This window comes from Arenibacter flavimaris (assembly GCF_030291335.1).
GTDB lineage: Bacteria > Bacteroidota > Bacteroidia > Flavobacteriales > Flavobacteriaceae > Arenibacter.
The window spans coordinates 1-18,227 of record NZ_JASWIM010000015.1 but is presented as its reverse complement, the minus strand read 5'-3'; the positions used below and the strand labels follow the sequence as shown (position 1 = coordinate 18,227).

Below are 18,227 nucleotides of genomic sequence, written 5' to 3'. Positions count from 1 at the left end.
AAACCACTAAGCGTGAAATAAAGTTTTTACTCGCAAAGTAAGCTGAAAATCAGCTATTTCCCTTCCAAAACAAAACAATTTTAATAAATATTCGTTAATGTTATCCGGCGTCCAAGATAGAGGACTGTATAGCATAACTATGTTATGCCCGAATGGGAGTGTAGGTTTCAATATACCAAGCTAGTGCCCAATAGTGAATAAATTTGAAACAAATATATGTGAAAATTAAATATCTATTTAAAATAGAGGACAGAAAATTACAACCAACCCTAGCCCTTTATGAAACGCATAAGCACCAAGGGTCTAATATGTTCTAGCCATGTGTAAAGCCTAATGATATACTATACAAATATCAAATACCGCAAATGTTCCAAATCCTAAATAAGAAAATATTTCTAGCAGACTATCTAGGGCACTTCGTAGATATCCACAGCCATATACTACCTGGGCTAGATGACGGGGCACAGGATATTACGGACTCTTTGGACTTAATAAACGGATTTAATGAAATTGGCATTACCCACATAATAACCACTCCGCATGTAAATCAAAATTACTACCCCAATACAGGCGAATACATACATTCTGCCCACAATCAGGTGAAAAATCAATTATTGCATTTAGGTTTAAAACACATTGCCTTGGAATACTCCTCGGAATATATGATAGATGCCAATTTCGAGAATCTCCTGGACCAAAAACTTATATCTCCAATCCGCAATGAATTTTTATTGATAGAAATGCCCTTTTTACAAACTCCTATCAATTTTGACCAAGCTACTTTTAAAATAGCAACCAAGGGCTATTATCCAATTCTGGCACATCCAGAGCGCTACTTCTTTCTCCATAATAACTACAAAAAATACCATGACCTTAAATCCAAGGGAATCTATCTACAATTAAACTTACTATCACTTGGCAACTATTATGGCAGGCAGGTATCAAAAATCGCGGAAAAGCTTCTGGAGGACAATTATATAGACTTTGCCGGTACAGACATACACAATGTTCAGCAATTGGAATTGCTCAAAGACATAAAACTAAGCAATCATATGTTGAACAAGTTAATCCCTATTCTACACAAGAATTTGGAAACCTTCTATTAAATTTTGTATAGAAAGCCTATCAAAATACTGTAGATTTTTCTTCGATTTTATAGTTAAAAACACAATTGACTCAATGGATATCCATTAATGATAATTAATAATATCCTACCTTTGCCGGAAATTAGCATACATGTTTCATTTTTTTCAGAAGAAAAAATTCGTAGTTGACTCCCTTGAAAATTTTATAGACATACATAATCACATTCTACCTGGAATTGATGATGGTGCCAAAACTGTGGAAGACTCCGTTAAACTGATTAAAGGGTTCTCGGAAATTGGTATAAAAAAGTTTATTGCCACACCCCATATCATGCACAACTATTATCCAAATGATTATGATACGATCCTAACTGCACACGGTAAAGTACAAAACAAACTTTTAAGTGAAGGCATGAAGGACATCTCGTTGGATGTGGCCGCGGAACATATGATCGATGCCAATTTTGACCACCTTCTTGAACAGGGAAAAGTAATGCCTTTGAGGAATAATTATCTTTTGATAGAAATGTCCTACTTACAGCCTCCCATCAATTTTGATGAGGCAATTTTAAATATAGCGGCCCATAGGTATTTCCCAATTCTGGCCCATCCTGAGAGATATGCCTTCATACACCAAGATTCTTCCAAATTTCAAAAATATAAGAATAGTGGAATTTTATTTCAGCTGAACCTCCTTTCCCTAGGTCAATTCTATGGGAAGGACGTACAAAAAAAGGCACATAAACTATTACAGAACGGACTAATAGATTATGTAGCCTCGGATGTCCACAATCAACAACAGTTACAAAGTATAAAGGAATTACAATTGAGCGATAATCTCATGAAATTACTTTATCCCGTTATTGAAAATACGATAAGCGATTTCTTTTAAATTAGAATTGCCACCATTTTTTATGGGATTTGCCATATCCATATCCATAGGAACCGCCATATCCCAAATTGGAGACCTTTACATTGTTTACAACAAAGGATAATCCCTTTAATTTGCCCTCCTTTTTTAATTTGGCGGGGAAGTCGAGTACTTTCTTCTCCGTTACTCCAGCTTTGGTTACATAAATAATATGATCCGCATATTCCGTAATCAGCAAGGTGTCCGTAACTACCATCAGAGGCGCGGTATCTACAACAACATAGTCGTATTTCTCAGAAACCTCTTCCAATAATTCTTTCATTCGACTGCTCATTAACAGTTCTGCCGGATTGGGCGGTATTTTCCCCGAATAAATAACATCAATGGTATTGTTGTGCACCAACATGGAATGGGTAATTTCTTTGACATTCAAATCCTTATCGTACAAATACTCTGTTAATCCGGTGTCCCTATTTCTGGAAGAACCACCAAGTTCGTCTACATTTTTACTTTTGAAGAAATTGTACAGTTTTGGATTTCGAATATCCGCCCCAATTAGAAGAACTTTTTTATTGGTACTGGCAAAAATCATAGAAAGGTTGGAGGAAAGAAATGTTTTCCCTTCACCTGGCACGGAGGAAGTAATATAGATGAGGTTTCCTTTGCCATCCTTTCTCTTGGACTTCATCATATAATCTATATTGGTCCTGATAATCCTTAGGGATTCTGCCAAAATAGACCTATCATCCTTACCTACCAATTTTGCCTCCTTTTTACCTAGTTTTGGAAGTTCCCCCAATACCGGTATATCCCTAATTAATTTCTCCAGGGTAGTTTTACTATGAACCTTGTTATCCAATAAATCGTTGGCATAGATTACTGAAAAAGGTATAAGTAACCCAAGAATTAAAGAGGCCAAAAATATAATTGGTTTTTTAGGTGAAACCGGCAACCTGCTGGATGCATAGGCCCTATCTATCACCTTTGATTTCGGTGTTGCCGAGGCGAAAGTTATCTGGGATTCCTCTCGTTTCTGAAGTAAATACAGGTATAAGGATTCGGTAGTTTGCTGTTTCCTTCCTATATCCCGTAATGCTCGTTGATTTTTGGGTGCCGCGTACAACCTGGAATTCACTTGTGATAACTGGCTACTAAGACTATTTACTTGTAGTCCTAAATTGTTGGTCATACTTCCCAAACTGGATTTCATACTCCGTTTAAGGCCCTCCAATTGCTGGTCCAAATTAACGATAATTGGGTTTTTTTCATTGGAACTTTTAAGCAGACGGTTACGTTCGGCCACCAGCTCATTATATTTAGCCGTTGTACTAGCGATGGAAGGATCAGACAAACCTACATTGGAAGGTAGAACATCATAACCTTCTTGACTATCCACAAGATCTTTCATGGAGGAAGCAATGTCCAACTGAAGTGATGCATTTTGCAGTTCTTGTTGACTACTGGCACTTACTGTTAAGTTTACGTTGGCTTGGGAGGCTATATCCGTAATCCCCCTACCGGATTTATAATCCTCTTCATTCTGATCTTCCTCTGAGAGGTCAGAATAGATATCGGTTATTCTATCATTAATAAACTCTGATGTTTTATCAGCAATGGCTTTCCTGTCCGCTATCGCATTATTATTATAAGTGTCCACCAGTGCATTAATAATATCCTTTGCCTTTTTTTGAACAGGGTCTTGCAATGAGATACTTAAAATATTGGACCCCTTATCAGGAGAAGATACTATAATATTTCGTTGATATTCAAGTACCGCATCTTCCAAGGGTATCACAACAATTTTAATTCTCTCACCCAAGTATTCCATGTAATTACCCATATTGGGCGTAATTACAACATCCCCAAGGGCAGTCGATATATTTTTACCATAGGAGACCACTTTAAAAGGTTCGCCCATAGACTCCGCAAAACCAAAAGTAGTTTCTGACGACAGTTCAAGAAAAAACTCTGTTCTGGAAGTATTCACCAATGAATCGGAAGCTATAAAGTTAATTATTACAGGAGGGTTATTGTAGAGTTCAGAATTTTTTATATTCCCCAGTAGAACCACCTTTACGCTTAAACCCAATTTCTTAACCACTTCAATAATATTTGAGCGTGATTTAATAATTTGAATTTCATCCTCTACCTTATTTTCAGTTCCTGAAAAAAGTTCCAAATCTTGAAATACATCCAATCCAGAACCATTACTCTTATCCTCCAAAATTTGAATCTTGGCTTCAGCCTCATATTGCGGAACACTATACCTAATATATAGATAAGCAAATGTAAATGCCAAAACAATACTCAATACGAACCATTTCCATTGTCTGGTATACGTTTGGAGCATGTCTTTTAAAGTGAAATTATTCGACAAATTATTATCAGAAATATTACTCATTTATTTAATAAAGAAAAATTAATTAATTTCTAGTCAAAAGTAGAACAGAAGAAGTTATTAGCACCGATGCTATTGAGATAGCGATGGTTGCCCTATTGTCCAAGCTGGAAGCCGTAATCAATGATTTATTGGGCTCTACATAGACCACGTCGTTTTGTGTCAAGTAATAAACAGGCGAGTTCAAAGCCTCCTTTGCCGTTAAATCTATACGTGTATAGACTTTTGTGCCGTTAAAATCACGTATCACCATTACATTGTCCCTTAGACCCTTAATATTTAAATCGCCAGCCAATCCAAGTGCCTCCAAGATAGTAATTTGTTCACCGTTAACCGGGTATGTTCCCGGTCTGTTAACAGCGCCCAAAACGGTAACTGAAAAATTCTTTAGCCGTATATTTATTATTGGATCCTTAAGATAATCCTTTAAACGCTCTGTCAACAAGAGTTTGGCCTCTGATGGTGAAAGCCCCAATAATTTAATAGGACCTAATACTGGAAAATCTATCTCCCCGTTTTTATCAATAATATAATCCAATTGTTCGGGCCGCATCCCACCTTCCTGGGAGCCTTTAAAGATATTAAAGGGAACACTGGCCTGTGGATCCAGGGTGGATACGTTGATACTTACTACGTCGTCTACCTTAAATCGGTTTACATTGGAATTATCGCTGACAATGGTTTCAAATCCACTGGCATTTTGAAAATACACTACTTCCTTTTTGGTGGCACAAGAAGAAAACATTAAAATAGATATACCAAATATCAAAGCTCTAAATCCCATATGGGTCGTATTTTTATACATAATAAAATGAATTTTGGTTACAAGTATAGTGAAAAATTACGATTGCAAAATTTTATTGGACAATATAGTATTTGTATCCAATTGTTGCTTTTTCGTATCCTGAGGCACCTTTTTATCCAGTTTGCAGAGTTCTGAATTATTGGAAACATATTCAGGAACAATCTCCTTCATTAATTTCACCGTATTTTCATTGAAGAACATGTTAGAAACACATAATTCATTGATTTTGGTCTTGGTCTCCTCGTAGAACAGTTCCCTTGATTTACTAATCATTATTTTTTTGTGATAAGTAGGCATGGTATCCTCTCCGTTGGCCAATAGCTCCTCATATAATTTTTCCCCTGGTCTAAGCCCAGTAATTTTGATATCGATATCTTCCGGATATTTCAGTCCGGACAATTTGATCATATTCTTGGCCAAATCAAAAATCTTGACAGAATCCCCCATATCAAAGATAAATATCTCCCCACCTTGGCCCATACCACCAGCTTCCAATACCAATTGTGCCGCCTCCGGAATGGTCATAAAATAACGGGTTATATCCTTATGGGTTACCGTTAGCGGTCCACCCTTTTCTATTTGTTTTTTAAAGAGGGGAATTACGGAACCATTGGACCCCAATACATTTCCAAAGCGTGTAGTTATAAACTTGGTCTTCTTGTATTGTTCGGCACAACTAATATACATTTCCGCTATCCTCTTTGTGGCCCCCATTACATTGGTCGGGTTCACCGCCTTATCCGTAGAGACAAAAATGAACTTATCCACGTTATTGTCCAGGGAAAGATCCACAATGACCTTAGTACCCGCAACATTGATCTTAATAGCCTCATACGAATTGTACTCCATTAGAGGTACATGCTTGTATGCGGCAGCATGGAACACCATATTGGGCTTATATTCCTGAAAGATGGCGGACATTCTGTTTTTATCCCTTATATCCCCTACCAAGGGAATAAAATTATGGAAACCATTCTGTTTCAACTCTTGTTGTAGGTCGTATAATGCAGATTCGGCCTGATCAATAACCACCAAGGATTTATATTCACAGTTGGCAATTTGCCTAACTAATTCACTTCCTATGGAACCAGCACCACCAGTAACAAAGATTACCTTATCCCTAAGTTCATTGGCTATCCTCTTATTCTTGATATTGATCGGCACCCTGTCCAAAAGATCTTCGATCTGTACCTGCTTAATTTGGGAAATTTTTAGTTCACCATTGATCCAATCCTCTATAGGGGGAACAATTTTTACCTGCACCGGAAAATCCACCAATTCCTCAACCAAAGCTCTGAGCTTATTATGATCTATATTCTGTATAGAAAATATAATCTCTGATATATCATTGCTCTTTATAAAGTAATCTGTAAGTATTTCAGGGCCATATACCCTTACCCCATTGATGTTTTTACCCACCTTTTCATTATCCCTATCAATATAGCCTACCACCTTGGAAATACTCCCAGTGTGGCTTGTCAGGGCATTTTGTGTTAGTATACCCGACTCTCCGGCACCGTAAATAATTACATTTTTAGTGATTTTAAATTGCTTTACAAAATTGTAATAGGCCGTTTTAAACACATAACGGGACGCCGTTAGGGCTATAAAATTTAAAAGACTATGTATGATTATTATCGATAAGGGAACTGTAAACCCTTCCATGTAATCCATTTCCCTGTTAAGGATGACCATAAAAATGGTAATGATACTGGAAAGACAAATAGCATTAAATATATTGTACACATCCCTTACTCCGGTATGCCTTACAACCCCTTTATAGGAACCTGTTATTAAAAAAGATACGGCTCCAATTGCTATGATAATAGGCAGCTGTAAAAGCAATTTATCACTATCAAAATTCAGGGTAAGATTAAAACGGATGAGATAGGAAAACACGAAGGTTATCGATACCAAGGTTAAATCTACCATTAATACGATCCATTTGGAAGTATATTTCTGGGCCCTATTGGTTAAGTAGTTCTGTATCATTTGGTCATTATTTTTAAAATTACTGCAATTACACGATCCAAATCCGTCGTTTGAAGATTGGAACCACTGGGAAGACAAAGACCTCTATCGAACAACTCTTCAGAAGTTCCATCCACATAACTATCACAATTCTGAAACACAGGTTGCAAATGCATAGGCTTCCATAAAGGTCGGGATTCTATATCAACTTCCTGTAATTGATATCTTATTTTTTCGCGAATTTGTACAGATGGTGTTAAAATACAGGTAAGCCACCTATTGGAGTACATTTCTGGCATTTCTTCCAAAAACTCAATTCCCGATATATGTCCTAATTTCTGTTTATAATATTCAAAATTAAATCTTCTAGCTGCCACTCGGTCGTCCAGCACTTCCATTTGCCCTCTTCCAATTCCGGCCAGCACATTGCTCATTCTATAGTTATAACCAACTTCGGAGTGTTGGTAGTGCGGGGCATTATCCCTGGACTGGGTTGCCAAAAAGACGGCCTTTTCCTTATATTCATTGTTCTGTGTTACCATGGCCCCACCTCCGGAGGTGGTAATTATTTTATTCCCGTTGAAGGACAGAACACCAATTTCTCCAAAACTTCCACATTTCACACCTTTATATGTACTGCCTAATGCTTCTGCACTATCTTCCAACACAGGAATCCCATATTGTTCGCCAATGGCCTTTACCTCATCAACCTTATATGGCATGCCATAAAGATGGACCGCAATAATGGCTTTTGGTTTTTTACCTTTTTCAATCCTGTCCTCTATTGCCTTTTTCAACAAAACGGGCGAAATATTCCAGGTATCCTTCTCACTGTCTATAAATACCGGCTTGGCTCCCAAATAACAAATGGGATTGGCAGAAGCGGAAAAGGTAAAACTTTGACAAAGAACTTCATCCCCTGTAGACACCCCGAGCAACACTAAACCTAAGTGAATTGCTGCTGTACCTGAACTTAGGGCAGCAACATGTACCTTGTTATCCAAATAGTTTTCAATGCTTGCTTCGAAGCCGTTTACATTGGGCCCAAGAGGTGCTACCCAATTGGTGTCAAATGCCTCGTTTACGTAGTGCTGTTCCTTTTGCCCCATATGTGGGGAGGAAAGCCAAATTTTTGTAGTAGTAATGGTCATTAAAATTTAGGGTTTATTTAAATCTCTGGAACAAAAATAGATATACTTTTTGGTAATAAATGATTATGGCTTTTAATTTCGTTTAAGAATAAAAAATATCGTTTAACTACCTCTATCGAACATTTTAACCATATAATTCCAATGCTCATCGAGGGTTGTTACATCCATGAATACAAACTTCCCTTTAAAAGTTTATCCCATAACCATTATAGATCCGAAGTACCTCATAAACAGAATGGAATCTTAAAAAGAATAAAACAACGCAGTACTTTTTACAAGGTCCTCGTCCAAAATTTTTGAACCCACATTACTGACCAATTTCATTAATAGCTGTTTTTTTTAGGTCCCCTGACTTAAGAAACATTATATTCTTCTACGATCCCTTTCCATTAATTTGCTTTATTATTTATACTTTTGGCTACCTATCTACTTATGCTAGATATAAACTGTAGAGGAATGAAAATTTTAGTTACCGGCGCTGCTGGATTTATTGGCTTTCATGTGTCGCAAGTACTTATTTCCAAAGGACATAAGGTTGTAGGACTGGATAATATAAACAACTATTACGACATTGAAATAAAATATGCCCGATTAGAGGTATTGGGCATTATTAGGGGCAATGCCGAAAAATTTGGCCATATTGGCAACAGCAAAACACATCCTGGTTCGTTTTCCTTTATACGGATGAACTTGGAAGATCGTGAGGCCCTGCCACAATTATTCCAAGATCAAAAATTTGATGCAGTCTGTAATCTGGCCGCACAGGCTGGGGTACGTTATAGCCTTGAAAATCCAGAAGCCTATATAGACAGTAATGTTGTAGGGTTTCTTAATATTTTAGAGTGTTGTAGACATCACAACATAAAACATCTTGTGTACGCCAGCAGCTCCAGTGTTTATGGTCTTAACAAAAAAATACCCTTTGAGACCACGGACAATGTGGATCATCCCATTAGCCTGTACGCCGCCACCAAAAAGAGCAATGAACTTATGGCCCATACCTACAGTCACCTTTATGGCTTTGCTACTACCGGCCTCAGGTTCTTTACTGTTTACGGCCCATGGGGAAGACCCGATATGGCCTTGTTCCTCTTTACGGACGCCATGGTAAAGGGAAAACCCATTAAGATCTTTAACAATGGTAATATGGAAAGGGATTTTACCTATATAGATGATATAACTGAAGGAGTGGTCCGTATACTGGAAAAGGACACTTCAACAAGAATTAAAAACGGCAAGAGCTACAAAATCTACAACATAGGTAACAACAACTCAGTTAAATTACTCGATTTTATTGAAGCTATAGAAGTAAATTTGGGTATAAAAAGCAAAAGGGAACTACTGCCCATGCAACCTGGGGATGTTGAAAAAACATGGGCCAATGTAGATGAACTGATAAATGATTACGGTTACAGCCCCAATACCACTATAAAGAAAGGTATAGCCAACTTTATTTCTTGGTATAAGAATTACTACCAAATAAGTCAATAACCCCAACTACATAATATTCGGTCAACAACATATTTATATTATCCTTAAAAACCACTTATATTGGGTTACCGATGATATTAAGTATTAAAATCCAACTGTAATTCCATTTCATCGATTTTATTACGACTTAAAATAATATTCACTTTATTTTAAAATTCTTTTATTCACCTTTGCACCTCAAAACGAATTTAACATGAATAACTCATTGATAAAACTAAATTCCAACTGCCATATATTGGTTACAGGAGGAGCTGGCTTTATTGGTTCCAATTTATGTGAGGCGTTGTTGAACAATGGCAATACAGTAAGCTGTTTGGACAATTTTGCCACAGGAAAACGGGAAAACATTGCCAACCTAATGACCAATTCGAAATTTGAATTGATTGAGGGGGATATTCGAAATTTAAGCGATTGTACCAAGGCCTGCAAGGGTGCCGATTATGTTTTACACCAGGCCGCGTTGGGGTCGGTACCCAGATCCATAAACGACCCTATCACCAGTAACGATGTTAATATTACCGGTTTTTTAAATATGTTGGTGGCGGCCCGGGATGCCAAAGTAAAACGCTTTGTATATGCGGCCAGCTCCTCCACCTATGGAGACTCTGCTGCCCTACCCAAGGTAGAAGATATCATAGGGAAACCCCTTTCCCCATATGCCATCACCAAATATGTAAATGAACTTTATGCCGATATTTTCAGCAAAACTTATGGATTGGAAACCATAGGCCTGCGATATTTTAATGTTTTTGGCAGAAAGCAGGACCCCAATGGCGCCTATGCAGCTGTAATCCCCAAGTTCGTAATGCAACTTATGAAGTACCAGTCCCCTACCATAAACGGGGATGGGAGCTATTCCAGAGATTTCACCTATATAGACAATGTTATCCAAATGAATCTCAGGGCTATAAGTAGTAACAATAAAGAAGCCGTAAATACCGTTTACAATGTAGCTTTTGGAGAACGGACGGATTTAAGGGAATTGGTATCCCTTTTAAAGGAATATCTAAGCGATTATGACCCCGAGATTGCCAAAGTGGAAATTAAATACGGTCCTAACCGCCAAGGAGATATTCCCCATTCCTTGGCTTCAATAGATAAAGCCAAAAAATTATTGGGATACAACCCTTTGTTCAACATAAAAACCGGTTTAAAAGAAGCCGTAAAGTGGTATTGGGAAAATTTAAAATAAATTATTTAGACAAATGAACTTAACAGTAATAGGAACAGGATATGTAGGGCTCGTTAGTGGTACATGCTTTGCCGAAATGGGCAATACGGTAACCTGTGTGGATGTAGATCACAAAAAAATTGAAAACCTTAAAAAGGGCATTATACCCATTTATGAACCTGGGCTGGATGCCATGGTAAAACGTAATGTTCAAAACAATACCCTAAGATTTAGTACTGACCTAAGTGCTAATTTAGCTAAATGTGATATCGCCTTTATCGCTGTTGGCACTCCTATGGGCCAAGATGGATCGGCGGATCTAAAATACGTATTACAAGTAGCTACCGAAATAGGCCAAAACATGCAACACCCCTTGATTGTGGTTGATAAATCCACTGTACCCGTGGGCACTGCAGACAAGGTTAAGGCCACAATACAAAAGGAATTGGACCAACGACAAGTGTCCATTGAATTCGATGTAGTATCCAATCCTGAGTTTTTAAAGGAAGGTGATGCCATTAGCGATTTCATGAAACCGGATCGGGTGGTCGTAGGAGCTGACAACGACGAAGCAGCAAACAAAATGCGAACCCTGTATAGCCCATTCTTTAGAAGCAGTGTTGATCGGCTTATTGTAATGGATGTACGTTCAGCTGAAATGACCAAATATGTAGCCAATGCCATGTTGGCTACCAAAATTTCCTTTATGAACGAAATAGCCAATATCTGTGAATTGGTGGGCGCAGACGTAAACAAGGTGCGTATAGGAATTGGATCGGACAGCAGAATAGGCTACAGCTTTATTTATCCCGGTAGTGGATACGGGGGTTCCTGTTTTCCAAAAGACGTAAAGGCTTTAAAAAAGACCGCTGAGGAACATGGCTATAATGCCCAACTCATTAGCTCTGTGGAAGATGTTAACAATAAACAAAAGTTTGTTATCGCTCAAAAAGTAGTTAAAAGATTTGGGGAAGACCTAAAAGGAAAAACATTTTCGGTATGGGGCTTGGCCTTTAAACCTGAAACCGATGACATGAGGGAAGCTCCGGCAATTTATATCATCATGGAATTGGTAAAGCGCGGTGCCAAGATCCAAGCCTACGATCCCAAGGCCATGGACGAAGCCAAGCACTTTTATCTAAAGGACCTAAAGGAAATCACCTATTGCAACTCCAAGTATGAAACTCTTAAGAACGCAGATGCTATGATTTTACTCACTGAGTGGAAGGAGTTTAGGTCCCCGGATTTTAATGAACTAAAGATACAGCTCAAAACACCTATTATTTTTGATGGCCGTAATCAGTACAACGATGAGCTAATGACCGAAAAAGGATTCGAGTATTACCAAATTGGTAAAAAGTAATTTTTATTGCATTTTTGACTCAAAGCAAAATGGATACTAAAAAAATAGCGGTAATAGGATTGGGTTATGTAGGTTTACCCTTGGCACGATTATTCGCTACCAAATACCCCACCATTGGATTCGATATCAATCAGACCAGAATTAAGGAATTACAAGGTGGAAAAGACCACACTTTGGAGATTGAGGATGACGTTCTAAAAGCGGTATTATCAGATTCCCCAAAAATGGTCAGTGGCCTATACTGTACCAATCGGTTAGAAGATATTTCAGATTGCAATTATTATATTGTAACGGTGCCCACCCCTGTTGACAGTACCAATAGACCCGTTTTAGCACCCTTGTACAAGGCTAGCGAAACAGTGGGAAAAGTATTGAAAAAAGGAGACGTGGTGGTATACGAATCCACGGTTTACCCCGGGGTTACCGAAGACGAATGTATTCCAGTTTTGGAAAGAATAAGTGGTCTCAAATTTAATGAGGATTTTTATGCGGGTTATTCCCCCGAACGTATTAATCCAGGGGATAAGGAACATACCATAGAAAAGATCTTAAAGGTCACTTCCGGCTCAACCCCTGAGATAGGTCAGAAAGTAAACGAACTTTACGCTTCTGTAATAACGGCAGGTACCCACTTGGCCCCTAGCATCAGGGTTGCAGAGGCTGCCAAAGTAATAGAGAATTCGCAACGCGATATCAATATTGCCTTTGTTAACGAATTGGCTAAAATTTTCAACCTTATGGGTATTGACACCCATGCCGTTTTGGAAGCCGCAGGAACCAAATGGAATTTTCTTCCATTTAAACCAGGTCTTGTAGGCGGACACTGTATTGGAGTGGACCCCTATTATTTGGCCCAAAAGGCCCAAGAGTACGGCTATCATCCGGAAATCATCCTGGCTGGTAGGCGAATGAACGATGGTATGGGCAAGTATGTGGCCTCAGAGGTAGTAAAACTAATGGTTCAAAATGATATAAAAGTGAAGGGATCCAATATTATGGTGTTGGGCATTACTTTTAAAGAAAATTGTCCGGACGTTAGAAATACCAAAGCGGTGGATGTCATAAATAATTTGAGCAGTTATGGAGCACATGTAGATATTTTGGACCCATGGGCCAATCCCGATGAAGTATTCCAGGAATATGGCCTGACTACCGAAAAAAATCTATCCCAAAACAAGTATGACGCTATTGTTTTGACCGTAGCCCATAAAGAATTCATACCTCTAGACTTTAAAAGTATGTTAAAGCCGCATGGGGTACTATATGATGTAAAGGGTATACTCCACAACAAAGCTGATGCTAGGCTATGATGAACCAATAATTGCATCTGGCCATTCAAAAATAACTCGCAACAAACTTATCCTAGCATGTCCTTCCAAAACCTAGGGTAAGAAAATAAGAACAATAAATAATTTAGCCCAACGGCCACAAGCTCGTTGGGCTTATTATTTATAGACTTCCATCCCTACTTATTTTGGTCCGGCATCGGCATTCCATAAAAGTAAATTATGGCAAGAATAGTGCTTTTTATTATTCACTACCACACCTTCACCAAAGAAATCAATTGTGAATTTTAGGTGATATTTATCTACAGTGATCAAGATTACCAGATTGAGGACCGCTCTCGATCCTCTACACACTACACCTTATCCAACATCCCAAGGCATCCATCGGACTAAATTCTTGATAAAAACAAATAAAGTATTGCCTAAAAAATTACCGTATAGATATTCCCTGGTTCAACATTAAATAAACACATGGAACTGCCCATAACAAAAATTACTTAAATAAGTGAACGAAGTCTTAAATTACTGTTAAAATTTTAACATTATCGCACCAAAATTGCACTGAAATCTTAAATAAACGTGTAGTTCATCGAAAAACCAAATTTCAAACATCCAAGTCGCACAAACAAACGTAAAACCATCATTGAACATAAATAGTGCAGTTCATCGAAAAAATTAGATCTTTTGCCGATGTTGTTGTAAAAATAAATAATATTGTAAAACCCAATGGATTATCATTAAAAATAACGTCTTATACTTATGAAATTTCACCCCTCGAATATCTTTATAACGACCTTTTCGTGCACCCTCCTTTTTTTAACCGCATCCTGCAACAAAGATTCCGATTTGTTGGCAGAATATGTGGTAGAGAATCCACAAGCCTTTATGGTAAATGACATTGTCGTTACACTGGCAAACAAGCCTATTGTTATTGCCCCTCTAAGCAATGACACGTTTGACGAACCGGAAAAGGTAACGATTACCGAGGTAACTCCACCTAAATTGGGAACTGCCGAGGTTTTGGAAGATAATACCGTTGTATACACCCCCAATACAGACGAAACAGGAACAGATGAATTTGATTACACAACTTCTGTCACTAATCCGGATAATACGGTTTCCACCGAAACTGGGAACATTACGGTTACCGTAACCCCTACCGAGAAAACCCCCACCGACCCCAATGCCGTAAATTTCAGTAAATACGGTGCCGTAGGCGATGGTAAAAAAGATGATACAAAAGCCATTCAGGCAGCATTGGATGCGGAAGAATCCCTTGTGGCCGATGAAGGGGCCACCTTCCTTATATCAAGCAAGTTGGATATAGATCAAAAATTTGAACACACCATTGATTGGAACGGGGCAACCATTATCACAACTGCCAAATTAAGTCCAATGATAAAGGTGGACAAAAGGTCTTCCAATGGAGGGTTGACCACAATGACCAATTTGAACATCAACGGAAATGGTGTTGCCCAAAGAGGTATCGAGTGTAATTCCATTGTCAACCTATCCAATTTTGAGGTGGATAGTTTTCTACAATCGACCACGGCAAGTCCAGCCGGTGTTTACATACACGTCTACAACGATGCCGATTGCTATGGCGATTGGATCTTTGACAATGTTAACGTAAGTGATGTTAGGGGAGCCGATAACGGCGTTACAACCGATTCATGGGGCGCTGCAAACGGTTATCTTATTTACTGGGTGCAAGTTCCGAGTTCTCCAACAAAATTGATCGTGAAGAATGGAGAAGTGCATGATTGCTGGGGCGAGGATGCCCAGGCCATTGGAACATTTTCTTCAGGGATAGACATAAGCTTCTCCAACGGCTCTATGGAGTTTACCAACATGAACCTTTATGATTGGGAAAGAAGATGTGCCAAGAATTTTACAGGAAATACCACTTGGACCAATTGTACCTTTACAGACCCATCACCTTCCAACCCCAACCTATCAAGTAAAAACAAGTCGGGCATGGTCGTTTTTGGCATGGGCTCTGGCGCCAAAGGTGGTGACAATACCGTCTTTAACAACTGTAATTTCGTAGGCAAAGGTTACGATGGAAGGGTCATTGGATTACAAAACGACAAAGTTGAATTCAACAACTGTACCTTTAGCGGAGGAGCCAGGCTGGCCTTTACCATGGCCATTGGCGATGTTACCATCTGTAATAATGTATTTGAATCAGGAAGTTCCATTTATGACTATAACATTAGTGCCTCCAAATATACAGGTCAGGTATTAATAGGAACAAACAACAGTGGCTCTTCCAATTATATAGATTTGGATAGCTCCAAATGGTCCAGTACTAATTGCAATTAGGCTTAAATTCAATATTCATCCATGATATTTCACAGCAAAGAATCAGGTTTCCCTGGTTCTTTGTTTGCTTTTATACAGAATAGCCCATCTCTTCCAATTAATTTTAAGATTATTTAAGAAAAGAAATCTTTATTTGCTGTAAAATAATCAAAAACCCAAGACTAATTCACACCACTTTGTGCATTATTGCATAAAGGAAAACAAAAAATTAACAACAGAAGAATGGAAATCCATTTCTTTTGCCAGTTGCGTCCATTCATTTATAACCTCCCATTACTTTATTAAATTCCAATTCAACCAAAGTTTTATACACCCTATCGGATCATACAATAGGTGGAGAAAGTAAACCCATATTGATAACATGTCAAGAATCATATCCTAAACTTAGAAATTGACCTGTAAAGCAAAGGATTAACAAATGTTCCTTGAACGACATAAAAACCACTTCAAAAGAACATTATCTCCATGCCCCCCTCTGTTTCCTGTTCTACAACAGAATAAATTAACTTAAAATGTAGAATTAAATATGTGTTCCTAAATTTAGAATGGCATCACAAACTTATTTTTATTTGCTACATAGCCGTTGAATCCCAACTTTTCCAAACCTTTTACAAATATTGGAACTTGTTGGACTGTTTTTTTTTTTGGAGAACATCTCCCATTTCACCCAAACTGTACCCTTCTTTTTTCTCCAACGGATTACAATACAACATAGCCATCCCTCAGGGCCTTTAATACTACCTTCCCGGCAACCTAACTGCACTACCCCTACATGGGCTTGCCCATTGCTTATAGTTCCGCCCACGGCCTCCTGAATGCCCGGCACTCCCAACACTATTACCACTTCCTATCCCGTTCAGTCTACATTCTCCCATCTTATTTTCTCTTAACGAACCAAATCTGCACTGCTGAAGCTAAAAGAGAAAACAAAAGTGGCCAATTAAATCAAGCCAATACTATTAATACGTTTTACTCAAGGCCGTTAAATAATCGGTTTATTAAAGTTTCCCTAATCCAAAGTATCTAATGTATTTTAAAGCCCCATTATTGGCTTCCAGAACTTTTCAATTCCTTCTTTTACCGTATTCCATTTTAAAAACCCAAAATATTCTTACTGTTCTAAACAATTTAAAACCGATTTAAATGTTAAAAAATTGGCATATACCCCAACTAAACAAGCTCAAATCTTAAAGAAAGAAGCATTTCATCGAAAAAAGGAATTCATGACATCTAAACCCTAAAAACTAAACGTAAATCTACCTGTTCATCAAAAAATAGGCATTTTGCCGAAAATATATGCCATATATCGATGATGTTGTGAAAAGTAAAATTATTAAAACCTCAATTAATTAATTAAATTAAAGTCCAGAACTTATGAAAATCACCCCCTCGAATCTAGTACAAGTGACCCTACTATGCCTTGTTCTTTTTTTAAATTTTTCCTGCAACAAGGATTCCGACCTTTTAGCCGAATATGTTGTGAATGAAAATCCAACAAGTAGCGAACCCAATGAAGTAATTATTGATTTGGCAAAAGCAGAGTTTATTACTGAAGAAGATCAGCCTGTAACCTTTAACTTACTAAATAATTCAGACAGTAAAAGAAAAGGACGTCGAAGATATAAAAGTAACACAAAGCCTAAAATTGGTGACATTACAATTGAAAAAGACAGTATAGCTGTATATACCCCTCCCAACGATTATAACGGGAAGGATAATATCGAAATAACATTGGAAGTTACCAACGAGGATGAAACCATTACGGAAGAGGTTGTGACCATTGATGTTACCGTTGAGCCTGTAACCGATGTTGTAGTTGACACCATCGCTGTAACCCCTGGTGAACCTGTAGTTATAGAACCCCTTAAGAACGACACATTTAAGGAAGAAAGTGAAGTAATTATAACCGAAGTTAGCCAACCGTCCAATGGTACAGTGGTGCTTAATGAGGACAATACTATCACCTATAATCCAAACACTGATATTCCCGAGGAAGAAACTCCGGTAGAGGAAACTCCGGAAGTTGAAACCCCGGAAGAGGATAATTTTACCTATACTACTTCTGTCACTAATCCGGATAATACGGTTTCCACCGAAACTGGGAACATTACGGTTACCGTAACCCCTACCGATAAAACCCCCACCGACCCCAATGCCGTAAATTTCAGTAAATACGGTGCCGTAGGTGATGGTAAAAAAGATGATACAAAAGCCATTCAGGCAGCATTGGATGCGGAAGAATCCCTTGTGGCCGATGAAGGGGCCACCTTCCTTATATCAAGCAAGTTGGATATAGATCAAAAATTTGAA

Annotated in this window: 12 protein-coding genes; 8 read left to right on the top strand and 4 right to left on the bottom strand. The window is 38.1% G+C overall.

All coding sequences use genetic code 11. The features are described from left to right. Window positions 1-365 precede the first annotated feature (365 nt). Entirely contained in the window at window positions 366-1,106 is a 741-nt protein-coding gene (locus QSE00_RS12595) for a tyrosine-protein phosphatase (RefSeq protein WP_286106237.1), read from the top strand. A 130-nt stretch (window positions 1,107-1,236) separates the two neighbouring features. After that, window positions 1,237-1,977: a tyrosine-protein phosphatase gene (locus tag QSE00_RS12590; RefSeq protein ID WP_286106236.1), complete on the top strand. Its 741-nt coding sequence runs from the start codon at window positions 1,237-1,239 to the stop codon at window positions 1,975-1,977. A gap of 1 nt (window position 1,978) precedes the next feature. On the opposite strand, the gene QSE00_RS12585 is transcribed toward QSE00_RS12590, so the two are convergent. Genes QSE00_RS12585 through QSE00_RS12570 form a run of 4 tightly spaced genes read right to left on the bottom strand, consistent with a single transcriptional unit; the run spans window position 1,979 to window position 8,281 of the window. After that, window positions 1,979-4,357 (bottom strand): GumC family protein, encoded by a 2,379-nt coding sequence (locus tag QSE00_RS12585; protein WP_286106235.1) that lies wholly within the window; start codon window positions 4,355-4,357, stop codon window positions 1,979-1,981. A 22-nt stretch (window positions 4,358-4,379) separates the two neighbouring features. Next, window positions 4,380-5,159, bottom strand: a complete 780-nt coding sequence (locus QSE00_RS12580) for a polysaccharide biosynthesis/export family protein (protein ID WP_258364812.1) — start codon at window positions 5,157-5,159, stop codon at window positions 4,380-4,382. Window positions 5,160-5,195: 36 nt separating this feature from the next. Further along, window positions 5,196-7,151, bottom strand: a complete 1,956-nt coding sequence (locus QSE00_RS12575) for a polysaccharide biosynthesis protein (RefSeq protein ID WP_110355977.1) — start codon at window positions 7,149-7,151, stop codon at window positions 5,196-5,198. Further along, entirely contained in the window at window positions 7,148-8,281 is a 1,134-nt protein-coding gene (locus QSE00_RS12570) for a DegT/DnrJ/EryC1/StrS family aminotransferase (protein WP_286106234.1), read from the bottom strand. The genes QSE00_RS12575 and QSE00_RS12570 overlap by 4 nt, the downstream gene beginning before the upstream one ends. A 456-nt stretch (window positions 8,282-8,737) precedes the next feature. Here QSE00_RS12570 and QSE00_RS12565 point away from each other — a divergent pair, with 456 nt between their 5' ends. From QSE00_RS12565 to QSE00_RS12540, 6 genes are all read left to right on the top strand, one after another. Next, window positions 8,738-9,772: an NAD-dependent epimerase gene (locus QSE00_RS12565; RefSeq protein ID WP_286106233.1), complete on the top strand. Its 1,035-nt coding sequence runs from the start codon at window positions 8,738-8,740 to the stop codon at window positions 9,770-9,772. 193 nt (window positions 9,773-9,965) lie between these two features. Further along, window positions 9,966-10,964: an SDR family oxidoreductase gene (locus tag QSE00_RS12560; RefSeq protein ID WP_286106232.1), complete on the top strand. Its 999-nt coding sequence runs from the start codon at window positions 9,966-9,968 to the stop codon at window positions 10,962-10,964. Window positions 10,965-10,977: 13 nt separating this feature from the next. Then, entirely contained in the window at window positions 10,978-12,306 is a 1,329-nt protein-coding gene (locus tag QSE00_RS12555; protein WP_286106231.1) for a UDP-glucose dehydrogenase family protein, read from the top strand. A gap of 29 nt (window positions 12,307-12,335) precedes the next feature. Further along, on the top strand, window positions 12,336-13,616 hold the full coding sequence (locus QSE00_RS12550; protein WP_286106230.1) for a nucleotide sugar dehydrogenase: 1,281 nt from the start codon (window positions 12,336-12,338) through the stop codon (window positions 13,614-13,616). Window positions 13,617-14,351: 735 nt separating this feature from the next. Beyond that, on the top strand, window positions 14,352-15,917 hold the full coding sequence (locus QSE00_RS12545) for an Ig-like domain-containing protein (protein WP_286106229.1): 1,566 nt from the start codon (window positions 14,352-14,354) through the stop codon (window positions 15,915-15,917). 1,374 nt (window positions 15,918-17,291) lie between these two features. Further along, the coding region (locus QSE00_RS12540) for an Ig-like domain-containing protein (RefSeq protein WP_286106228.1) at window positions 17,292-18,227 on the top strand (936 nt) is incomplete at its 3' end.